Source organism: Bradyrhizobium macuxiense, from assembly GCF_007993935.1.
In the GTDB taxonomy this organism is placed as follows: Bacteria; Pseudomonadota; Alphaproteobacteria; order Rhizobiales; family Xanthobacteraceae; genus Bradyrhizobium; species Bradyrhizobium macuxiense_A.
Genome location: NZ_VITY01000004.1, coordinates 187,956 through 207,270, shown reverse-complemented (window position 1 = coordinate 207,270; position 19,315 = coordinate 187,956). Strand labels below are relative to the sequence as shown.

General features: G+C 66.0%; 22 protein-coding genes. 11 read left to right on the top strand and 11 right to left on the bottom strand.

The window, feature by feature from the left end:
- Positions 1 to 34: 34 nt before the first annotated feature.
- Complete coding sequence (locus tag FBZ93_RS12240) at positions 35 to 931, top strand: methylated-DNA--[protein]-cysteine S-methyltransferase (protein ID WP_146986586.1); 897 nt, start codon at positions 35 to 37, stop codon at positions 929 to 931.
- Between the two features lie 123 nt (positions 932 to 1,054).
- Here the strand turns inward: FBZ93_RS12240 and FBZ93_RS12235 are convergent, their stop codons facing one another.
- The 8 genes from FBZ93_RS12235 to dnaK all read right to left on the bottom strand — a co-directional run bounded on the left by FBZ93_RS12235 (position 1,055) and on the right by dnaK (position 8,197).
- Positions 1,055 to 1,678, bottom strand: a complete 624-nt coding sequence (locus tag FBZ93_RS12235; RefSeq protein ID WP_146986231.1) for a 2,3-bisphosphoglycerate-dependent phosphoglycerate mutase — start codon at positions 1,676 to 1,678, stop codon at positions 1,055 to 1,057.
- 47 nt (positions 1,679 to 1,725) lie between these two features.
- A complete protein-coding gene (dapB, locus tag FBZ93_RS12230; RefSeq protein WP_146986230.1) occupies positions 1,726 to 2,538 on the bottom strand; it encodes a 4-hydroxy-tetrahydrodipicolinate reductase in 813 nt (270 codons plus the stop codon).
- Between the two features lie 66 nt (positions 2,539 to 2,604).
- Positions 2,605 to 2,907: a DUF1330 domain-containing protein gene (locus FBZ93_RS12225; RefSeq protein ID WP_050424071.1), complete on the bottom strand. Its 303-nt coding sequence runs from the start codon at positions 2,905 to 2,907 to the stop codon at positions 2,605 to 2,607.
- A 25-nt stretch (positions 2,908 to 2,932) separates the two neighbouring features.
- Positions 2,933 to 3,655 (bottom strand): orotidine-5'-phosphate decarboxylase, encoded by a 723-nt coding sequence (gene pyrF, locus FBZ93_RS12220; RefSeq protein ID WP_146986229.1) that lies wholly within the window; start codon positions 3,653 to 3,655, stop codon positions 2,933 to 2,935.
- A gap of 6 nt (positions 3,656 to 3,661) precedes the next feature.
- Positions 3,662 to 4,240, bottom strand: a complete 579-nt coding sequence (locus tag FBZ93_RS12215) for an NADPH-dependent FMN reductase (RefSeq protein ID WP_146986228.1) — start codon at positions 4,238 to 4,240, stop codon at positions 3,662 to 3,664.
- Between the two features lie 43 nt (positions 4,241 to 4,283).
- Positions 4,284 to 4,886 carry a class I SAM-dependent methyltransferase gene (locus FBZ93_RS12210; protein WP_146986227.1) on the bottom strand — a complete coding sequence of 201 codons (603 nt, stop codon included), beginning with the start codon at positions 4,884 to 4,886 and terminating at the stop codon, positions 4,284 to 4,286.
- Positions 4,887 to 4,985: 99 nt separating this feature from the next.
- Complete coding sequence (gene dnaJ, locus FBZ93_RS12205; RefSeq protein WP_146986226.1) at positions 4,986 to 6,113, bottom strand: molecular chaperone DnaJ; 1,128 nt, start codon at positions 6,111 to 6,113, stop codon at positions 4,986 to 4,988.
- A 182-nt stretch (positions 6,114 to 6,295) separates the two neighbouring features.
- Positions 6,296 to 8,197, bottom strand: a complete 1,902-nt coding sequence (gene dnaK / locus FBZ93_RS12200; protein ID WP_026192053.1) for a molecular chaperone DnaK — start codon at positions 8,195 to 8,197, stop codon at positions 6,296 to 6,298.
- A 567-nt stretch (positions 8,198 to 8,764) separates the two neighbouring features.
- On the opposite strand from dnaK, the gene FBZ93_RS12195 reads away from it, so the two are divergent.
- The 5 genes from FBZ93_RS12195 to FBZ93_RS12180 all read left to right on the top strand — a co-directional run bounded on the left by FBZ93_RS12195 (position 8,765) and on the right by FBZ93_RS12180 (position 11,870).
- Positions 8,765 to 9,700, top strand: a complete 936-nt coding sequence (locus FBZ93_RS12195) for a hypothetical protein (RefSeq protein ID WP_146986225.1) — start codon at positions 8,765 to 8,767, stop codon at positions 9,698 to 9,700.
- A 99-nt stretch (positions 9,701 to 9,799) separates the two neighbouring features.
- Positions 9,800 to 10,510 carry a bifunctional nicotinamidase/pyrazinamidase gene (pncA, locus tag FBZ93_RS12190; protein WP_146986224.1) on the top strand — a complete coding sequence of 237 codons (711 nt, stop codon included), beginning with the start codon at positions 9,800 to 9,802 and terminating at the stop codon, positions 10,508 to 10,510.
- Positions 10,511 to 10,534: 24 nt separating this feature from the next.
- Entirely contained in the window at positions 10,535 to 10,825 is a 291-nt protein-coding gene (locus FBZ93_RS41300) for a hypothetical protein (RefSeq protein WP_246667455.1), read from the top strand.
- On the top strand, positions 10,826 to 11,377 hold the full coding sequence (locus FBZ93_RS12185; protein ID WP_246667454.1) for an AraC family transcriptional regulator: 552 nt from the start codon (positions 10,826 to 10,828) through the stop codon (positions 11,375 to 11,377).
- Between the two features lie 67 nt (positions 11,378 to 11,444).
- Entirely contained in the window at positions 11,445 to 11,870 is a 426-nt protein-coding gene (locus FBZ93_RS12180; RefSeq protein WP_146986223.1) for a VOC family protein, read from the top strand.
- A gap of 40 nt (positions 11,871 to 11,910) precedes the next feature.
- Here the strand turns inward: FBZ93_RS12180 and grpE are convergent, their stop codons facing one another.
- Both grpE and hrcA read right to left on the bottom strand, forming a co-directional pair.
- Positions 11,911 to 12,516: a nucleotide exchange factor GrpE gene (grpE, locus tag FBZ93_RS12175; RefSeq protein ID WP_146986222.1), complete on the bottom strand. Its 606-nt coding sequence runs from the start codon at positions 12,514 to 12,516 to the stop codon at positions 11,911 to 11,913.
- A gap of 165 nt (positions 12,517 to 12,681) precedes the next feature.
- On the bottom strand, positions 12,682 to 13,770 hold the full coding sequence (gene hrcA / locus FBZ93_RS12170; RefSeq protein WP_016841498.1) for a heat-inducible transcriptional repressor HrcA: 1,089 nt from the start codon (positions 13,768 to 13,770) through the stop codon (positions 12,682 to 12,684).
- A 194-nt stretch (positions 13,771 to 13,964) separates the two neighbouring features.
- Between hrcA and rph the strand changes: the two genes are divergently transcribed.
- Genes rph through hemW form a run of 3 tightly spaced genes read left to right on the top strand, consistent with a single transcriptional unit; the run spans position 13,965 to position 16,469 of the window.
- The gene (gene rph, locus FBZ93_RS12165) at positions 13,965 to 14,678 is read left to right on the top strand and encodes a ribonuclease PH (protein WP_021078183.1); all 714 of its coding nucleotides are present in this window, start codon (positions 13,965 to 13,967) and stop codon (positions 14,676 to 14,678) included.
- Positions 14,679 to 14,689: 11 nt separating this feature from the next.
- Positions 14,690 to 15,325: an RdgB/HAM1 family non-canonical purine NTP pyrophosphatase gene (gene rdgB, locus FBZ93_RS12160; protein ID WP_146986221.1), complete on the top strand. Its 636-nt coding sequence runs from the start codon at positions 14,690 to 14,692 to the stop codon at positions 15,323 to 15,325.
- Positions 15,312 to 16,469: a radical SAM family heme chaperone HemW gene (gene hemW, locus FBZ93_RS12155; RefSeq protein WP_146986220.1), complete on the top strand. Its 1,158-nt coding sequence runs from the start codon at positions 15,312 to 15,314 to the stop codon at positions 16,467 to 16,469. The genes rdgB and hemW overlap by 14 nt, the downstream gene beginning before the upstream one ends.
- A 76-nt stretch (positions 16,470 to 16,545) precedes the next feature.
- Here hemW and FBZ93_RS12150 read toward each other — a convergent pair whose 3' ends face one another.
- Entirely contained in the window at positions 16,546 to 17,748 is a 1,203-nt protein-coding gene (locus FBZ93_RS12150) for a penicillin-binding protein activator (protein WP_146986219.1), read from the bottom strand.
- A gap of 219 nt (positions 17,749 to 17,967) precedes the next feature.
- On the opposite strand from FBZ93_RS12150, the gene rsmI reads away from it, so the two are divergent.
- Together rsmI and FBZ93_RS12140 are read left to right on the top strand one after the other, a co-directional pair.
- Positions 17,968 to 18,921, top strand: coding sequence for a 16S rRNA (cytidine(1402)-2'-O)-methyltransferase (rsmI, locus tag FBZ93_RS12145; RefSeq protein ID WP_146986218.1), 954 nt, complete (start codon positions 17,968 to 17,970; stop codon positions 18,919 to 18,921).
- A complete protein-coding gene (locus tag FBZ93_RS12140) occupies positions 18,908 to 19,306 on the top strand; it encodes a YraN family protein (protein WP_146986217.1) in 399 nt (132 codons plus the stop codon). Before rsmI ends, FBZ93_RS12140 begins: the two co-directional genes overlap by 14 nt.
- The last annotated feature ends 9 nt before the right edge of the window (positions 19,307 to 19,315 follow it).

The window sequence follows — 19,315 nt, the reverse complement described above, 5'->3', positions numbered from 1 at the left end:
GTTTGGATGCGCCATGGCTCCTAAATCAGACACCATGATGACACTCGCCATACATGACCAGCGCCTGGCCAAGCCGGGCCTCCAGAGCGCCGCGCTGCGCGACTATGACTCAGTGCGGCGCGCCATCGCGTTCATCTCGGAACACTGGCGCACCCAGCCGACCATCGAAGCGATGGCCGATGCCGCCGCCGTCACGCCGGATGAACTGCACCATCTGTTCCGCCGCTGGGCCGGGCTGACGCCGAAGGCCTTCATGCAGGCGCTGACGCTGGACCACGCCAAGAACCTGTTGCGCGATTCCGCCAGCGTGCTCGACGCGGCGCTGGACTCCGGCCTCTCGGGCCCGGGACGGCTGCACGACCTGTTCGTCACGCACGAGGCGATGTCCCCCGGCGAATGGAAGACCGGCGGCGGCGGCATGACGCTGCGCTACGGCTTCCATCCGTCGCCGTTCGGCACCGCGATCGTGATCGCAACGGACCGCGGGCTCGCGGGGCTTGCCTTCGCCGACCCCGGCGACGAGCAGACCGCATTCGCGGACATGAAGCGGCGCTGGCCGAACGCGACCTATGTCGAGGACACCGACGGCACCACCGCGCTGGCGCAGCGCGTGTTCGATACACGGTTGTGGCGGGCGGACCAGCCGCTGCGCGTCGTCTTGATCGGCACCGACTTCGAGGTGCGGGTGTGGGAGACGCTGCTCAAGATCCCGATGGGCCGCGCGGTGAGCTATTCCGACATCGCCTGCAACATCAACAGCCCGAAGGCCTCGCGCGCCGTCGGCGCCGCGGTCGGCCGCAACCCGGTGTCGTTCGTGGTGCCCTGCCATCGCGCCCTCGGCAAGAGCGGCGCGCTCACCGGCTACCACTGGGGCATCACCCGCAAGCAGGCGATGCTGGGCTGGGAAGCCGGGCAAGTGGGATTGCATTAAAGCGAAGGTCCGTCACCCTGAGGAGCGCGAAGCGCGTCTCGAAGGGTCGACGGCCCGGCTGGTGGCCGTGCATCCTTCGAGGCTCGCTTCGCTCGCACCTCAGGATGACGGGTTGAGCATTGCCTACCCCGCCAGATCGACCTTCGACGCCACGGTCGAATCCGCGTTGAGCCGATAGACCACCGGCGCGCCGGTCGCGAGCTCGCGCTTGAGGATCTGCTCCGGCGTCAGCTTCTCCAGCACCATGATCAGCGCGCGCAGCGAATTGCCGTGGGCGGCGATCAGCGTGCGCTGGCCACGCAGCACGCCGGGCAGGATTTCCTGCACATAATAGGGCAGCGTGCGCGCCAGCGTATCCTTCAGGCTTTCGCCGCCGGGCGGCGGCACATCGTAGGAGCGGCGCCAGATGAGCACCTGATCCTCGCCCCACTTCTTGCGGGCGTCATCCTTGTTGAGGCCCGAGAGATCGCCGTAGTCGCGTTCGTTGAGCGCAAGATTCCTGGTGGTCGGCAGCCCGGTCTGGCCGATCTCCTCCAGCATCAGCGTCAGCGTGTGCTGCGCGCGGGTGAGGTCGGAGGTGAAGGCGACATCGAACGACAGGTCCTGCGCCTTCAGCTTGCGGCCGGCGTCCTTGGCCTCGGCAATGCCTTGCTCGGTGAGGTCAGGGTCCTTCCACCCGGTGAACAGGTTCTTCAGATTCCAGTCGCTCTGACCGTGACGAACGAGCACAAGAAGTCGATCACTCATTTCAGATTCCGTTTTGCGTTAGCTGGATTTGATCTCGACGAACGATCTCAGTCACTCAACCCGAGAACGTCGGTCATCGAATACATGCCGGGCTTCTTGCCATGTGCCCAGAGCGCCGCCTTCAGCGCGCCCTGCGCGAACAGCGCGCGGTCCTCGGCATGATGCGAGAGCGTGATGCGCTCCGAGGGGCCGGCAAAGATCACGCTGTGATCGCCGGCCGCGGTGCCGCCGCGCAGCGAGGCAAAGCCGATGTCGCCGGCACGCCGTACGCCGGTCAGGCCGTCGCGGCCGCGCGCCGAATGCTGCTCCAGCGCGATCTTGCGGCCGGCGGCGGCGGCTTCGCCGAGCATCAAGGCGGTGCCCGACGGCGCATCGATCTTCTGCTTGTGATGCAGCTCGAGAATTTCGATGTCAAAGCTCTGGTCGAGCGATTGCGCGACGCGCTTGACCAGCGCCGCAAGCAGATTGACACCGAGGCTCATATTGCCCGACTTCACCACGATGGCGCGGTTGGTGACGCTGCGGATCACCGCATCGTCGGACGGCGACAGGCCGGTGGTACCGATGACATGGACGAGGCCGCGCTCGGCCGCGATCGCGACATTGGCGATGGTCGCCGCCGGCACGGTGAAATCCAGGATGCCGTCGGCGCCCGCCGACATCGACCACAGATCGGCCGACAGTTTGACGTCATTGGCGGGAAGGCCGGCGAGCACGCCGGCGTCCTTGCCGAGCAGTTCCGAGCCCGGCGCCTCCAGCGCGCCGACCAGCACCGCCCCCGGGGTTTCGGAAATCACCCGCGTCAGCGTACGGCCCATCCGGCCGCCGGCACCCGCAACGATCAAACGCATGTCAGCCATGGCTCACCTCTCCACGCGATATAGCGAGCCATGGCAGTTCCGGCAACCGAACCGGCCGCCCGGCGATCAGGGCTGCGGGCCGTCATAGCCCTCGATGATGATGAGGTCGGCGATCGAATGCGGCTGCCGCACCTTGATGTTGGCCTGGTATTCCGGGGAATTGTAGCAGGCCATCGCGGTTGCGTAGTCGGGGAATTCGATCACGACGTTGCGGGAGCGGCTCTGGCCCTCGACGCAGTTAAGCTGGCCGCCGCGCACCACGTAGCGGCCGCCGAATTTCTTGAAGATCGCAAGGTTGGCGACCGCGTAGGGCTTGTAACCCTCGTCGTTGTGAACGTCGACGCGTCCGATCCAGTATCCCTTCGCCATCTCTGTGTTCTCCCTTGTTGTTGGTTCAGGCGAGTGCCTCGGCGATCTCGGTGTGAATGGCTTCGGCGGCGGCCTTCGGATCGGCGGCTTCCATCACCGGACGTCCGACCACCAGATAGTCGGCACCGGCGGCAATGGCACGACCCGGCGTCATGATGCGCTTCTGGTCGCCGGTCGCCGAGCCCGCCGGACGGATGCCGGGGGTCACCAGGTTCATCTGATCGCCGACGATCTTGCGCAGGGCGGCGGCTTCCTCGGGCGAGCTGACGAGGCCATCGACACCGAGCGCCTGCGCCTGCCTGGCGCGCGCCTCGACGAGATCGGAGACGTTGAGCCGATAGCCCGCGGCGTGAAGGTCGTTGTCATCATAGGAGGTCAGCACCGTCACCGCGAGAATCTTCAGGCCGGAGCCGGCGCGGGCCTCGACCGCTGCCTTCATGGTCTGCGGATAGGCATGCACGGTGAGGAAGGTCGCGCCGAGCGAGGCGACGCTCTCGACGCCGCGCGCAACGGTGTTGCCGATGTCATGCAGCTTGAGATCGACGAAAACCTTCTTGCCGCGGCCCGCAAGCTGCTTCGCCAGCGTAAGGCCGCCGGCGTAACCGAGCTGATAGCCGATCTTGTAGAAGGTGACGCTGTCGCCGAGCCTGTCGATCATCGCCTCGGCTGCTGCGACCGACGGCACATCGAGCGCCACGATCAACCGGTCTCTTGGGGCGATCCTTGGAGCGATCTTGGCTGGCTGCATGTCACCTCACATCATGCGTTGGGAATGGTCGATCAGCTGCCGCACCAGCGCCCGCATCGTGTCGATGTCGCCCTGGTGCTTCAGGTGATCCATGTCGTCATAGGCCTGCTCGGCGAATGACAGCGCGAGCTGGTTCGGGATCACCGTGGCATGGCACGCCGACAGGATCAGGCGCAGCGCCGCCAGCGCGCGCGTGCCGCCGAGCCGGTTGCCGGATGCCGCGGCGAGCGCGAACACACGCTCGCGGAACACCTGGCCGCGGGCCTCGTGCGGATCCTGCACGCGGCTCACCCAGTCGATCGTGTTCTTCACCAGCGCCGGCACCGAGGAATTGTATTCCGGCGTCACGACCAGCACACCGTGATGGGCGGCGATCATCCGCTTCAGATTGACGGCGTGCTGCGGCACGCCCGATTTGGCCTGCAGGTCGCCGTCATAGATCGGCATCGGAAAATCGCCGAGCGAAATGCGGGTGACGTCGGTTCCGGCTTGCGCGAGCTCGTGCGCCAGCACGGCGGCGAGCTTCGCGTTCAGCGAGCCGGATCGAAGCGATCCCGGGATCACGAGGATTTTCAGCGCAGACATTTTGAAATCGCAGGTCCAGGGCGAGCGCCCCAGCGCGGGGCGGTCAGCCCTTGCGATACACCCAGACCCGCGCGGGCGGAAGGTTCATCCAGATCCGCTCGGAGGCCTCAGTGGACACGCCGGGCAGCGACTTCGGAATCGGGGGCGCCACCGAATAGGTGAACTGGACGAACGGCGCGCCGGGCGCGAGCGCTATGAAGGCGTCGCGGATCAGCTTCAGGCGGGTCAGCATCGGCTTGGTGACGAGCGGCAGGCCGGAGACCACGGCCGAGGCCGGAGACTTCATGACGTCCCACAGCGTGTCGCGAAGCCTGTAGGCGTCGCCTTGGACCACCTTGGCCTGCGGATAGCGTTCGCGCAGCAGCGCGCAGAAGCCGGGATTGTACTCAACCAGGACGAGACGCTTCTGATCGACGCCGTGCTCGATCAGCGCGTTGGTGATCGCCCCGGTGCCGGGCCCCAGCTCGATGACCGGCCCTTCGGCTTCGGGATCGACATATTGCGCCATGGTGCGCGCGAGCAGCCGTCCGGACGGCATCACCGCGCCCATATGCAGCGGCTTCTCCATCCATGAACGGAGAAAACGAACCTCGTCGTCGAGACGGAGGGGCTTCTTCGACGCACGCACGGACGATTGCAAAGGCATGTCGCTACCAGGCGGGGACCGCACAATCGAGCGGTTGTCAGAAAACAGTCATAAACACGTATAGATCGAAGTCGTTACGGTCAAGCGTAACGACTGCGGCTAGACGGAGCGGCTCCCGAAGAAGTCCTTGACCTTAGAGAAGAAACCCGCTGCCTCCGGCTGGGTTGCGCCGGACGAGAGTTTTTCGAACTCCATCAGCAATTCTTGCTGCTTCTTGGTCAGATTCTGCGGCGTTTCGACCACGACCTGGACATACATGTCGCCGGTCTGGCGCGAGCGGAGCACCGGCATGCCCTTTGATGCGATGCGGAATCGGCGGCTGGACTGGGTGCCGGCCGGCACCTTCACCTTGGTCTTGCCCTTGTCGATGGTCGGCACCTCGAACTCGCCGCCGAGGGCTGCTGTGACCATCGAGATCGGCACGCGGCAGTGCAGGTCGGCGCCGTCGCGCTGGAAGAACTGGTGCGTAGTCAGCGACAGGAAGATGTAGAGGTCGCCGGGCGGTCCGCCGCGGACGCCGGCCTCGCCTTCGCCGGCGAGCCGGATACGGGTGCCGTCCTCGACCCCCGGAGGAATGTTGACCGACAGCGTACGCTCGCGCGTCACCCGGCCGGAGCCGGCGCAGGAGGTGCAGGCATCCTCGATCATCTGGCCGCGGCCTTGGCAGCCGGGGCAAGTCCGCTCCAGCGTGAAGAAGCCCTGGGCCTGCCGGATACGGCCGGCGCCACCGCAATGCGAGCAGGTCTTCGGCTTGGTGCCGGCCTTGGCGCCGGTGCCGGAGCAGGATTCGCAGGTGACCGAGACCGGGATCTCGATCTGCGCGGTCTTGCCCTGGAAGGCCTCCTCGAGCGTGATCTCCATGTTGTAGCGCAGGTCGGCACCGCGCTCGCGGCCACCGCTGCGGCGCTGCCCGGCCATGCCGAACAGATCCTCGAAGATGTCGGAGAAGGAGGAGGCGAAGCCGGCGCCGAAGCCGGGGCCGCCACCGCCCATGCCCTGCTCGAAGGCGGCATGGCCGAAGCGGTCATAGGCGGCGCGCTTGTCGCCGTCCTTCAGCACCTCATAGGCTTCGTTGATTTCCTTGAATCGGACTTCGCTGGTGGCGTCGCCCGGATTCTTGTCCGGATGCCATTTCATCGCGAGCTTGCGGAAAGCCGATTTCAGCTTGGTCTCGTCCGCGTTCCGCTCAACCTCGAGGGTCTCGTAATAGCAGCGCTTGGTGGACATCCTTCAATTCCGTCCGAAGTTCATCGCGATCGCCGAAGACTGCGCCAAAGATTGCGCTGAGAATCGCGTCAAGGATTGCGCCTGTCTGGAAGATGCAGCGATCGCCTTAAAGAAAAATGACCCCCACTCCTCCGAGACGCTTGGCGTGCTCATTGGTGTGAGGGTCATGATCGCAAATCCGCTTAAGCAGACTTCTTGCTGTTCTTGTCGTCGTCGACCTCGGTGAACTCCGCGTCGACAACGTCATCCTTCGCAGCGTCCTTGGCCGCATCGGCCTCGGCCTGCTGCTTGTACATGGCCTCGCCGAGCTTCATCGAAGCCTGCGCCAGCGTGTTGGTCTTGGCCTTGATCGCCTCGGCATCGTCACCCTTCAGCGCTTCCTTAAGGTCGCTGACGGCGTCTTCGATCGCACGGCGCTCGGTGTCGGCGATCTTCGAACCGTGTTCGGCCAAAGCCTTCTCGGTCGAGTGAACCAGGCCATCGGCGTGGTTCTTGGCGTCGACGGCCTCGCGGCGCTTCTTGTCCTCGGCCGCGTTGACCTCGGCGTCCTTGACCATCTTGTCGATGTCGGCCTCGGACAGACCGCCGGATGCCTGGATCCGGATCTGCTGTTCCTTGCCGGTCGCCTTGTCCTTGGCCGAGACGTTGACGATGCCGTTGGCGTCGATGTCGAAGGTCACCTCGATCTGGGGCATGCCGCGCGGAGCCGGCGGAATGCCCATCAGGTCGAACTGGCCGAGCATCTTGTTGTCGGCCGCCATTTCACGCTCGCCCTGGAAGACGCGGATGGTCACGGCGCCCTGATTGTCTTCGGCGGTCGAGAACACCTGGCTCTTCTTGGTCGGGATCGTGGTGTTGCGGTCGATGATGCGGGTGAACACGCCGCCCAGCGTCTCGATGCCCAGCGACAGCGGGGTCACGTCGAGCAGCAGCACGTCCTTGACGTCGCCCTGCAGCACGCCGGCCTGGATCGCAGCGCCGATCGCGACGACTTCGTCGGGGTTGACGCCCTTGTGCGGCTCCTTGCCGAAGAACTGCTTCACCACTTCCTGGATCTTCGGCATGCGGGTCATGCCGCCGACCAGCACCACTTCGCCGATCTCGCCGGCGGTCAGGCCGGCATCCTTCAGCGCCTTGCGGCACGGCTCGATGGTCTTCTCGACGAGATCGGCCACCAGCGCCTCGAACTTGGCGCGGGTCAGCTTCATCGTCAGATGCTTCGGACCGGTCTGGTCAGCCGTGATGAACGGCAGATTGATTTCGGTCTGCGTGGTCGACGACAGCTCGATCTTGGCCTTCTCCGCAGCTTCCTTCAGGCGCTGCAAAGCGAGCTTGTCGTTGCGCAGGTTGATGCCCTGCTCCTTCTGGAACTCGTCGGCGAGATAGCCGACCAGGCGCATGTCGAAGTCTTCACCACCGAGGAAGGTGTCGCCGTTGGTCGACTTCACCTCGAACACGCCGTCGCCGATCTCGAGGATCGAGACGTCGAAGGTGCCGCCGCCGAGGTCGTACACGGCGATCGTGCCGGACTTCGACTTGTCGAGACCGTAGGCAAGCGCGGCAGCCGTCGGCTCGTTGATGATGCGCAGCACTTCGAGGCCGGCGATCTTGCCGGCGTCCTTGGTGGCCTGACGCTGCGCGTCGTTGAAATAGGCGGGAACGGTGATGACGGCCTGCTCGACCTTCTGGCCGAGATGCGCCTCAGCGGTCTCCTTCATCTTCTGCAGGATGAAGGCCGAGACCTGCGAGGGCGAATAGGTCTTGCCGTCGGCTTCGACCCAGGCATCGCCGTTCGATGCTTTGACGATCTTGTAGGGAACGAGCTTCTTGTCCTTCTCGACCATCGGGTCGTCATAGCGGCGGCCGATGAGGCGCTTCACCGCAAAGAACGTACGCTCGGGATTGGTCACCGCCTGGCGCTTCGCCGGCTGTCCGACGAGGCGCTCGCCGTCGTCGGTGAAGGCAACGATCGACGGCGTCGTCCGCATGCCCTCGGCATTCTCGATCACCTTGGCGTTCTTGCCATCCATTACGGCGACGCACGAATTCGTGGTGCCGAGGTCGATCCCAATGACCTTACCCATGATTTTGATATCCTCTTTGCTACGGCAGGTTGGTTGGGCCCTGACGGCGCTCCGTACCGAACCCCCAGACGTTCACATACTCGCGATATTGCGACGGTGAGCCTGATATAGGACAGAGGGTCCTGCCCGCAAGGACTGGACGCAACGTTGAGGCCTGAAAAGACTGACGTTTGAAAGATTGTGTCAGTCCGGACGCGGCGCCGGTTCAAGCCCGATCCAAGTTAACAAATCGGCAATGATGGGGCCGGCCGTCGACCACGAACGTTCGCGGCTCGGCGTCAGCGCTGTTGAGTGAACGCTCACAAACGTCGTATGCGAGAGCGGCGCACGGGTCGAGGGCGCGCTGTTTGGCCGCTGGCGGCCGTTCGTTGGAAACGTCGGGAAACTGGAAAGTGCCAGCCAATCGGGGCGAAAAGCCCACGGAATCGAGCCTGCGGGCCCGGAGCGGAGAGTTGGCGGCCTGTTGCAGGGTCATCAAAACCGCTAAAAGCGGTCCGACTGAAAGAGGCCATCCAGCCCTGCACCGGCCCCGTTGCGCGGCCACCAAGCAAAACCGGTAGATTCCCCATGACGCCTTTTCGAGTTCTCGTTGCGGTTGCCTTGCTGATTGCTGCCACCTGTCGTGGCTTTGCCGCCGACGTGGTGTTTCCGCCGGGCGCGCATGTCGGGATGAAGCCGCTGGTGGGCCTCGTCCGCGCCAAGTCGTTCATCGGCTTCGAGACCGAGGATCAGGGCGTCAAGGTCCTGATCGCCGACCTGCCCGCGGACGCCTACAACGAGGTCGTGACCGCCTTCAAGGCCAACCCGGCCGGCACCGGAAACATCAAGCCCGAGAGCCTCGAGACGCCGGCCGGCCTCGCCTACTACACCGTGGAGAGCGCGCGCGACGGCGCCAGCAATGTGCGGCGCTATTCCATGATCCTGCCGGGGCCGACCTTCTCCGGCTATGTCGCAGTGCAGGTGCCGGAGAACGCCAGCAAGATCTACACCGATGACGCGGTCCGGCAGATGTTCGCCTCGGCCCAGATTCGCAACGAGGTGCCGGTCGACGAACAGCTCGCCATGATGCCGTTCAAGGTCACCGAGCTCGGCAGCTTCAAGAACATCCGCATGCTGGCGCCGGGTGCCGCGCTGCTGATGGCCGACGGCGACGAAAAGGGCCTCGAGACCAAGCCCTTCATGCTGCTTGGCGTCATCGCTTCGGCGCCCGCCACGCCCGACGACCGCGGCCGCTTTGCCCAGCAGATCGCGACCACGATCCCCGGCGTGCGCGACGGGCGGATCACCATGTCCGAACCGATCCGGATCGACGGCCAGCCCGGCTTCGAGACCCGGATCGACGCCGTCAGCGGCAAGGACAACACCCCGGTGACCATCGTGCAGTGGCTGCGGTTCGGCGCGCAGACATCGGTGCGGGTCATCGGCAGCTCGCCGCGCACCGATTGGGAGAAGGCCTTCCCGCGCTTCCGAGCGGTGCGCGACGGCATCCAGCCGCGCGGCTGACCCGCCGTTCGCAGCCCGGTCGGAAAAATCCCACTTTCGTCGTTCGCCGAACGGAACTAGCCTCCTCGCGCTGTATCACGCAAAGCGAGGAGGGGCGCGATGTTGGATCGACGACGGATCGTTGCAGGCCTTGGTACGATGGCGCTTGCGACGCTGGCTCCAAGAAATCTCTGGGCGGCCGCGATCAAGCCCGACGACGGCTCCGCGCTGCTCGTGATCGACGTCCAGAACTGCTTCCTGCCCGGCGGCAGCCTCGCGGTGAAGGATGGCGAGCAGGTCGTGCCCGTCATCAACAAGATCGCCAAGAGCTTTGCCAATGTGGTGATGACGCAGGACTGGCACACGCCCGGACACGTCTCCTTTGCCTCGGTCCATGCAGGCAAGAAGCCGTTCGAAGTCATCGACCTCGCCTATGGCAAGCAGGTGCTGTGGCCCGACCACTGCGTGCAGGGCACCGACGGCGCGGGGCTGTCGAAGGACCTCGCGATCCCGCAGGCCGAGCTGATCATCCGCAAGGGTTTTCACAAGGATGTCGACAGCTACTCCGCCTTCACCGAAGCCGACGGCAAGACCACCACCGGACTTGCCGCCTATCTGAAGGCGCGCAACGTCGAGCGGGTTTTCGTGGCCGGGCTCGCCACCGATTTCTGCGTGGCATGGACCGCGCTCGATGCGCGCAAGGCCGGCTTCGAAACCTATGTGGTGGAAGACGCCTGCCGCGGCATCGACACCCAGGGATCCCTGGCCAAGGCCTGGGCCGACATGGACAAGGCCGGCGTCAAGCGCATCCAGTCCTCGGATATCGCGTAAGCCTCCGCCTCCCGCGAGGACCGCATGGCCGAGTTCGCGGCACCCGTCGCATTTGAGTTCGTGCAGCGCGCCCCGTCGCCGCGTGCGGCGGAGCTGATTGCTGCGATGACCGGCTATCGCGAGACCGCGGCCGGCCGGTTCGCACAGCGGCAGACCGCGCCGCTGATCGTTCCGCTGATCATCAGCTTCGGCACCCCGTTCCTGATCGCGCTCGGGCGGGAGCCGCAAGCGAGCGACCGTCAGCACAGCTTTGCTGCCGGTCTCTACGCGGGACCGGTCTACATCGAGTCCGATGGGCACGCCGCCTGCGTGTAGATGGATTTCACCCCGCTCGGGGCCTACAGCTTCTTCGGCGGCGCGGTGACCGAGCTGGCCGGGCGCATGATCGAACTCGAGGACGTGCTCGGTCGTGATGGCCATTGGCTGCGCCAGCGCCTCGGCGCCGAGACCTGCTGGCAGCGCCGCTTCGACCTGATCGACGACTTCGTGCTTCGCCGCGCCGGCCACGCGCCGTCTCGCGAAGTCGCGTTCGCCTATCGAAGACTGGCGCGCTCGGCCGGTGCCATCGGCATCACGGCACTCGCCGGCGAGATCGGCTGGAGCCGCAAGCATCTGGTCGGCCGGTTTCGATCGGAGCTCGGTATCGCGCCCAAGTCGCTGGCGCGCATGATGCGGTTTCATCGGGCGAGCCGGCTCGCGCAAAGCGGATCCAGGCTCGGCTGGGCAGGGATCGCGGCGGAAAGCGGCTATGCCGACCAGGCCCATCTCGCGCGCGAGTTCGTCGCGTTCGCAGGAGAGCCACCGACCGCCTGGGCACGTCGCCAGGCGCTGACCAACGGCCGGCTGGTTCGTGCCGAGGACTGGTAACAAACCTTCAAGCCGAAGCCGGATCGTCTCGTGCAGAGTGGCGCCATCAGCCAAGGAGGCCACCACCATGACGCACGATATCGAACCGCCCCGCATCTACCCGACCCTGCGCTGCAAGGACGCCGAGGCGATGATCGGCTGGCTGACGAGAGTGATCGGATTCACCGAGCATGTCGTCTATCGCAACGACGGCGTGATCCACCATGCCGAGCTTGCCTATGGTTCCTCGCTGCTGATGCTGGGCCAGGCTCGCGACGATGCCTATGGCAGGCTGGTCGGCGACCTCAGCGGCCGCCGCACCGATTCGATCTACATCGCCGTCGACGATCCCGACGCCCTGCATGCGAAGGCGACGGCTGCGGGTGCCAAGATCGAAATGGAACTGCGCGACACCGAATACGGCAGCCGCGATTTCGCCTGCCGGGACCCGGAAGGAAACCTCTGGAGTTTCGGCACCTATTGGCCGAAAGCGCATGAGAAGCCGCTGCCGTGAAACCACGACAGCGCGCCTACCCATTCGCAGCTTGGACGGATCAGACCGTGATGTCGGCGCTCGGCGCAGCCTTGGCGCCGCCCTTGGAGACACCGACCAGCGCCGGACGCAGGATGCGCTCGCCGATCATGTAGCCGGCCTGCACCACCTGCACCACCGTGCCCGACGGCACCGACGCGTCAGGCACCTCGAACATCGCCTGCTGGAAGTTCGGATCGAACTTCTCGCCGATCGGATCGAACTTCTTGACGCCGTTCTTCTCCAGCGCGTTGAGCAACGACCGCTCGGTCAGCTCGACGCCTTCGATCAGCGCCTTCAGGCCGGGATCGGCGGCTTCCTTGGTCTCGGCCGGCACGGCGTCGAGCGCGCGCTGCAGATTGTCGGCGATATCGAGCACGTCGCGGGCGAAGCCGGTGATGCCATAGGTCTTGGCGTCGGCGACCTCGCGGCGGGTGCGCTGGCGGAGGTTCTCCATCTCGGCCAGCGTGCGCAGCGTGCGGTCCTTCGCCTCCGCGAGTTCCTTGGTCAGCGCCTCGGCCGATCCCACCTCGGGATCGTCAGGCATGATGTAGGGCTTCGAGACCACGGGCTCACCCGTCGGCGCCGAATTCTCGGTGTTGTCATTGGCCCGGTTCGGATCGGTCATGGCTTGCCTTCTCGAAAACTCGCGTCGGTTCAAATCTTGGGGATTGGCTGCCCGGGATATCGTGCTTTAGGCGGCGAAAATCAAGCGCAACATACCGGTTTTGGGCATAGGGATCTCCGGTCGGGGTGAACGAAACCCATCAAATGAAAGCGAAATCCGGCTCGGTCAGCCGCCCAGCATCTTGCTGACGATGCGCGCGGCGTAATCGACGGTCGGGATCACCCGCGCGTAGTTCAGCCGCGTCGGCCCGATCACGCCGAGCACGCCGACGATCCGGCCCTGGGCGTCGCCGTAGGGCGCGATGATGGTCGAGGAACCCGACAGCGAGAACAGCTTGTTCTCCGAGCCGATGAAGATCCGCACGCCCTCGCCGCGCTCGGCGCGGCCGAGCAGGTCGATCACGCCGCGCTTGGTCTCGAGGTCGTCGAACAGCGACTTGATCCGCTCGAGATCGTCGAGCGCATGCAGATCCTCGAGCAGATTGGCGTGACCGCGCACGATCAGCTGGCGGTCCTCGTTCTCACCGCCGGACCAACTCGCGATGCCGGCCGCGACGACCTTCTGTGTGAGCTGGTCGAGCTCGGCGCGATTTTGCGTCAACGCCGTCTCGAGCTCGAGCCGTGCTTCGGCCAGCGTCCGGCCGCGGATCCGCGCATTGAGGAAATTGGTCGCTTCGGTCAGGGCCGAGGACGGAACGCCGGGCGGCAGCGCCAGCACCCGGTTTTCGACCTGGCCGTCTTCACCGACCAGCACGACCAGCGCCTTCTCCGGCTCCAGCCGCACGAATTCGATGTGCTTCAGCCGCGCATTCGATTTCTGCGTCAGCACGACAGCCGCAGCGCGGGTCAGCCCCGACAGCCGCGTCAACGCTTCACCAAGCGCCGCCTCGACGGATTGCGCACGCCCGACGGCCGCAAGCTGGGTCTGGATCGACTGACGTTCGGCCTCGGTGAGGTCGCCGACCTGCATCAGGGCGTCGACGAAGAAACGCAGGCCGAGCTCGGTCGGCAGCCGGCCGGCCGAGGTGTGCGGCGCGTAGATCAGGCCGAGCTGCTCGAGATCCGACATCACATTGCGGACCGAGGCCGGCGACAGCGGTAATGCGATCAGCCGCGAGATGTTGCGCGAGCCGACCGGCTCGCCGGTCGCGAGATAGCTTTCGACGATTTGACGAAAAATGTCGCGCGAGCGCTCGTTGAGCTGGGCGAGCCCGGCATGCGGGGCAATCAGGCCGATCGGATCGTGGTGAGTCACACTCCAGTCCCTCACAATTACTGCCTAATTTGTCGATCCGGAGGGCCGGTGACAAGCATGCATTCACCCCCTTGATACCGGGCGGTACCGGGGCCGAAAACCCTCGCCAAAACCCTCGCCAAGACCCTTGCCGCTGCCCCCTGCCCCTCCTACAAGCACGCCCAGCCATATCTGTCGGATTTTTGGAGGATTTCATGCGGCCAAGCCGCCGTGCGCCCGATGAACTGCGCCCCGTGTCGCTGGAACGCGGCGTCGTCAAATACGCCGAGGGTTCCTGCATGGTGAAGTTCGGCGACACCCATGTGCTGGTGACCGCGACGCTGGAAGAGCGGTTGCCGCCGTGGCTGAAGGGCCAGGGCCGCGGCTGGGTCACCGCCGAATACGGCATGCTGCCGCGCGCCACCCTGGAACGCACCCGCCGCGAGGCCTCCGCCGGCAAGCAGGGCGGCCGCACGGTCGAGATCCAGCGGCTGATCGGCCGCTCGCTGCGCGCCGCCGTCGATCTCGAAGCGCTCGGCGAGCGCCAGATCACGGTCGATTGCGACGTCATCCAGGCCGATGGCGGCACCCGCACCGCCTCGATCACCGGTGCCTGGGTGGCGCTGGCCGACTGCATCAACTGGATGAAGACCCGCAACATGCTGAAGACCAACGTATTGCGCGACAATGTGGCGGCGATCTCCTGCGGCATCTACCAGGGCACGCCGGTGCTCGATCTCGACTATGCCGAGGATTCCGAGGCCGACACCGACGCCAATTTCGTCATGACCGGCGACGGCCGCATCATCGAGGTGCAGGGCACCGCCGAGAAGACGCCGTTCTCGCAGGACGAATTCCTGGCCCTGATGGCGCTGGCGCGCAAAGGTGTCGCGCGTCTGGTCGACTTGCAAAAGATCGCGGTCGCGTAGTCTGATTGGTCATGCATCGCCGAATCACCGGAAGGCTCGTCATCGCCACCCATAATCCCGGCAAGCTGGCCGAGATGCGGGAACTGCTGGCGCCGCATGGCGTGGAGGCGGTGTCGGCCGGCGAGCTCGATCTGGCCGAGCCCGAGGAGACCGGCGACAGCTTTCGCACCAATGCGGCGATCAAGGCGATCGCGGCGGCAAAGGCGACCGGACTGCCGGCTTTCGCCGACGATTCCGGCCTCGTGGTCGACGCGCTCGATGGGGCGCCGGGCATCTACTCGGCGCGCTGGGCCGGCGAGGGCAAGGACTTCATGGCGGCGATGACGCGGATCGAGCGGCTGCTGCAGGAGCGCGGCGCCACCGCGCCGGAGCAGCGCAAGGCGCATTTCGTCTCCGCGCTGTGCGTGGCCTGGCCCGACCATCACCTCGAAGAGGTCGAGGCCCGGGTCGATGGAACCCTGGTCTGGCCGCCGCGCGGCACCGCCGGATTCGGCTATGATCCGGCTTTCCTGCCCGACGGCTATACGCGGACCTTTGGCGAGATGAGCAGCATCGAGAAGCACGGCCTGCCGCCGCTCGGACTCGGCCTGTCGCATCGCGCCCGTGCCTTCGTGAAGCTCGCGGAGATCTGCCTTGAGCCACGCTGAACGAGAAGCTTTCGGCGTCTACGTGCACTGGCCGTTCTGCCTGTCGAAATGCCCGTATTGCGATTTCAACAGCCACGTGCGCCATGCGCCGGTCGACGAGGCCCGCTTCGTGCGTGCCTTCGCCCGCGAGATCGAGACCACGGCCGCCCGGGTGCCGGGACGCGAGGTCACTTCGATCTTCCTCGGCGGCGGCACGCCGTCGCTGATGCAGCCGCAGACCGTCGGCGCCGTGCTCGATGCGATCGGCAAGCATTGGCGGGTGGCGCGCGACGTCGAGGTCACGCTCGAGGCCAATCCGACCAGCGTCGAGGCGACGCGCTTTCGCGGCTATCGCACAGCCGGCGTCAATCGCGTCTCGCTCGGCGTGCAGGCGCTGGATGATGCTTCGCTGAAGGCATTGGGCCGGCTGCACACCGCGCGCGAGGCGCTCGACGCGGTGGCGATCGCGCGCTCCGCGTTCGACCGTTACTCGTTCGATCTGATCTATGCGCGGCCCGACCAGACGCCGCGGATGTGGGCCGATGAATTGAAGCAGGCGATCTCGGAAGCGGCCGAGCATCTGTCGCTCTATCAGCTCACGATCGAGGAAGGCACGCCGTTCTTCGGGCTGCATGCCGCCGGCAAATTGCAGACCCCGGATGAAGCGACCTCGCGCGCGCTCTATGACGTGACCCAGGAGGTCTGCGCCCGCGAGGGCTTGCCGGCCTACGAGATCTCCAACCACGCCCGCGCTGGCGCCGAGTGCAAGCACAATCTGGTCTACTGGCGCGGCGAGGAATATGCCGGCATCGGTCCCGGCGCGCATGGAAGGCTCGACATCGATGGCATCAGGCACGCGACCGCGACCGAGCGGCGCCCCGAGGCGTGGCTGCTGAATGTCGAGGAGCGCGGGCATGGCGTCGTCACCGATGACAGCCTCAACAGCGAAGAACGCGCCGACGAATTCCTGCTGATGGGGCTGCGGCTCGCCGAGGGCATCGACCCCAAGCGTTATGCGCAGCTCTCCGGCCGAAAGCTCGATCCGCACCGGATCGCGATGCTGCGCGAGGAGGGCGCGATCGCCGTCGATGCCGACGGACGGCTGCGCGTGACCAAGTCAGGCTTCCCGGTGCTCGACGCCGTCGTCGCGGATCTCGCCGCCTAAATATCGAAAACAACCCCATGCAAAGCAGCTGGCGGGTGCCGGCGCTCGACAAGGCAGCTCGACCGCCTGACGAAAATTAAGCCCCAAAGCTCTTCGGCGAACCCGCAACCGGCGTGCTGCCGCCGGATGCCACCTTCATGACCGCAAGGCCACGCTCATTGGTGCCGTCGGAGCGAAAGCGGAACAGGCCGTCGATGCCGGCAAAGCCGGACGGATTGGTCAGCGTCTCCGGCGCGAAGCGCTGCGCCCCCTGGGTGCGCGCCAGCGCCGCCATCAATGCCACGGCATCATAGGCAAGCGTTGCGGTGCGCACCGGCTCGCCGCCGAATTTGGTGCGATAGCGGCCGGCGAAGCTGCGGAAGCCGGACGGATCGGGCGCGGCGTAGAGGCCGCCCTGCAAAACCGGGCTCGCGAACACCCGCGGATTGTCCCACAGCCCGGTGCCGAGCAGCTGGATGTTGCGCAGATTGGCGCCCGCCGCGGTCAGCGCATCGGCGGTCGCGACCACCGAATCGCCGTCGTCGGCGATCAGCAGCGCGTCGGCCTGGCCGAGCGCCTGGGCCACGGTCCGCGCCGGCGTGGCGCGATCGGCGCCATATTTCTCGAATGCGACGACGCGGCCGTTCTTGCGGCCGACTGCCTGCTTGAACGCGGCCTCGACCACGTTGCCATAGGCGTTGTCGGGCACCATCGCGGCGAACGAGCGTTTTCCGATGCCGGAAGAATAATCGACGATCCGGTTGATGTCGGACTCCGGCAGGAAGCTCAGCAGATAGACGCCGTGCCCGGCGACGCTCGAATCGGTGGAGAACGCGATCACCGAGGTTCCGCGCGGCCGCGTCAGTTGCGCGACTGCCGGCACCGAGCCGGCGAACAGCGGTCCCAGGATGATCTCGGCGCCTTCGGACAGTGCCTGCTGGGCACCCTGCGATGCGCCCTGCGGGCTGCCGCCGTCGTCCTTGATCAGAAGCTGGATGTTCGGGTTCTGGAATTCCGCGAGCGCCATTTCGGCGGCGTTGCGCATCGACTGCGCGGCGAGCCCGGCATTGCCGGACGCCGACAGCGGCAGGATCAATCCGATTTTGACCTGCCCGGTACCGACCGCCTGCGGCTGCTGCTGCGGGCCGGCGGGACCACCTTCCGGGTTGCTGGAAAACTGGCTCAAGCTCTGCTGGATACCGGAACAGGCCGCGAGCAACGGCGCGCCCACGAGCAGGCCGAGCGCCGTCCGCCGGGTCGCGCCCGACGGCTGGGAGTTGCGGTGATGCGGGCCTTCCATCGTCTCTCTTCTCTTGGCCGACCAGGATCGGCCAGGACTCCATCGACCTCAGATGAGGCGGGTGGATTTGGGCATATTGTCGGCGAATAGTTAACTAAAACAAAAGGATTATGGCCCCGCGGCGCCCTTGCCGCGGCTCCCGTTTCCCTCAGCAACCGCCTACCGTCATCGCGGTTTCCGGATGTGGCGCAAGTGCTGCCATCCCTCTAGATTGGCATTATGCGCGCAAAAGCCAGTTCCCTCCACCATTCCGATGCCACGACAGGCGCTGCGGCCAGAAGCTTTTCGCTCGGCGGCCAGCAGCTGGCCGCGCCGAAGGCCAGGCCCGGGCTGCATCTGGTCGCGACCCCGATCGGCAACCTCGCCGACATCACCCTGCGCGCGCTGGAGACGCTGGCCGGTGTCGACGTCATCGCCTGCGAGGACACCAGGATTACGCGCCGGCTGACCGAGCGTTACGCGATCACCGCCGAGCTCGCGCTTTACCACGAGCATAATGCCACCCAGGCCCGGCCCAAGATCCTTGAACGGCTGGCGCAGGGCGCTGCGATCGCACTGGTTTCCGATGCCGGCACCCCGCTGATCTCCGACCCCGGCTTCAAGCTGGTGCGCGAGGTCTGCGCCGCCGGGCATGCCGTCATCGCGGTGCCCGGACCGTCGTCGGTGCTGACGGCGCTGTCGGTGGCGGCGCTGCCGACCGACCGGTTTTTCTTCGAGGGATTTCTGCCCGCCAAGGAGCACGCGCGCCGCGCACGGCTTAGTGAACTCGCCCGGATCGATGCGACGCTCGTGATGTTCGAATCCGGCAATCGGGTGCAGGACACGCTGCGCGATCTCGACGCGATCATGGGCGATCGCCATGCTGCGATCTGCCGCGAGCTGACCAAGCTGCACGAGGAGGTCAAGCGCGCGCCGGTCGCCGAGCTTGCGGCGGGCGCGGACGCGCTGGAAACGCGCGGCGAGTTCGTGCTCGTCATTGGCCCGCCGGCCGACGATGCCGGGGTGATGGACCAGCACGCGCTCGACGACCTGCTGCGCGCGCAGCTCACCCGCGGCAGTGTCAAGGATGCGGTGGCGCATGCGGTCGAGCTGTCGGGCCGGCCGCGCCGCGAGGTCTACGCCCGCGCGCTCGAGCTTGCCAAAACCATCGGGGACGGCGATGGCCAAGACTGACAGCGCGAAGACTGACAGCGCCTCGCCCGAACGCGTCGCCGCATTCCGCACCGGCTTGTCGGCCGAAAGCCGCGCCGCGGCGCTCCTGATTGCCAAGGGCTATCGCATCCTGGCGAAACGCTTCCGCACCCCCTATGGCGAGATCGACCTGGTGGCGCGGCGGCGCAACCTCGTCGCCTTCGTCGAGGTCAAGGCCCGGGCCAGCCTCGACGAGGCCGCCTATGCGGTGACCCCGCGCCAGCAGCAGCGCATCGTCAATGCCGCCCAGGCCTGGCTGATGGCGCATCCCGAACATGCCGAATTTGACCTTAGATTCGACGCCGTGCTGATTGCGCCGAGGAGCCTGCCGCGCCATCTGTTAGCGGCATTCGACGCAAGCCCTTAAAGTTACCCT

Excerpts from the sequence above, each read along its gene's own strand:
- FBZ93_RS12240 (WP_146986586.1), top strand. The coding sequence starts at position 35 with ATGATGACACTCGCCATACATGACCAGCGCCTGGCCAAGCCGGGCCTC.
- FBZ93_RS12235 (WP_146986231.1), bottom strand. The coding sequence starts at position 1,678 with ATGAGTGATCGACTTCTTGTGCTCGTTCGTCACGGTCAGAGCGACTGG.
- dapB (WP_146986230.1), bottom strand. The coding sequence starts at position 2,538 with ATGGCTGACATGCGTTTGATCGTTGCGGGTGCCGGCGGCCGGATGGGC.
- FBZ93_RS12225 (WP_050424071.1), bottom strand. The coding sequence starts at position 2,907 with ATGGCGAAGGGATACTGGATCGGACGCGTCGACGTTCACAACGACGAG.
- pyrF (WP_146986229.1), bottom strand. The coding sequence starts at position 3,655 with ATGCAGCCAGCCAAGATCGCTCCAAGGATCGCCCCAAGAGACCGGTTG.
- FBZ93_RS12215 (WP_146986228.1), bottom strand. The coding sequence starts at position 4,240 with ATGTCTGCGCTGAAAATCCTCGTGATCCCGGGATCGCTTCGATCCGGC.
- FBZ93_RS12210 (WP_146986227.1), bottom strand. The coding sequence starts at position 4,886 with ATGCCTTTGCAATCGTCCGTGCGTGCGTCGAAGAAGCCCCTCCGTCTC.
- dnaJ (WP_146986226.1), bottom strand. The coding sequence starts at position 6,113 with ATGTCCACCAAGCGCTGCTATTACGAGACCCTCGAGGTTGAGCGGAAC.
- dnaK (WP_026192053.1), bottom strand. The coding sequence starts at position 8,197 with ATGGGTAAGGTCATTGGGATCGACCTCGGCACCACGAATTCGTGCGTC.
- FBZ93_RS12195 (WP_146986225.1), top strand. The coding sequence starts at position 8,765 with ATGACGCCTTTTCGAGTTCTCGTTGCGGTTGCCTTGCTGATTGCTGCC.
- pncA (WP_146986224.1), top strand. The coding sequence starts at position 9,800 with ATGTTGGATCGACGACGGATCGTTGCAGGCCTTGGTACGATGGCGCTT.
- FBZ93_RS41300 (WP_246667455.1), top strand. The coding sequence starts at position 10,535 with ATGGCCGAGTTCGCGGCACCCGTCGCATTTGAGTTCGTGCAGCGCGCC.
- FBZ93_RS12185 (WP_246667454.1), top strand. The coding sequence starts at position 10,826 with ATGGATTTCACCCCGCTCGGGGCCTACAGCTTCTTCGGCGGCGCGGTG.
- FBZ93_RS12180 (WP_146986223.1), top strand. The coding sequence starts at position 11,445 with ATGACGCACGATATCGAACCGCCCCGCATCTACCCGACCCTGCGCTGC.
- grpE (WP_146986222.1), bottom strand. The coding sequence starts at position 12,516 with ATGACCGATCCGAACCGGGCCAATGACAACACCGAGAATTCGGCGCCG.
- rph (WP_021078183.1), top strand. The coding sequence starts at position 13,965 with ATGCGGCCAAGCCGCCGTGCGCCCGATGAACTGCGCCCCGTGTCGCTG.
- rdgB (WP_146986221.1), top strand. The coding sequence starts at position 14,690 with ATGCATCGCCGAATCACCGGAAGGCTCGTCATCGCCACCCATAATCCC.
- FBZ93_RS12150 (WP_146986219.1), bottom strand. The coding sequence starts at position 17,748 with ATGGAAGGCCCGCATCACCGCAACTCCCAGCCGTCGGGCGCGACCCGG.
- rsmI (WP_146986218.1), top strand. The coding sequence starts at position 17,968 with ATGCGCGCAAAAGCCAGTTCCCTCCACCATTCCGATGCCACGACAGGC.
- FBZ93_RS12140 (WP_146986217.1), top strand. The coding sequence starts at position 18,908 with ATGGCCAAGACTGACAGCGCGAAGACTGACAGCGCCTCGCCCGAACGC.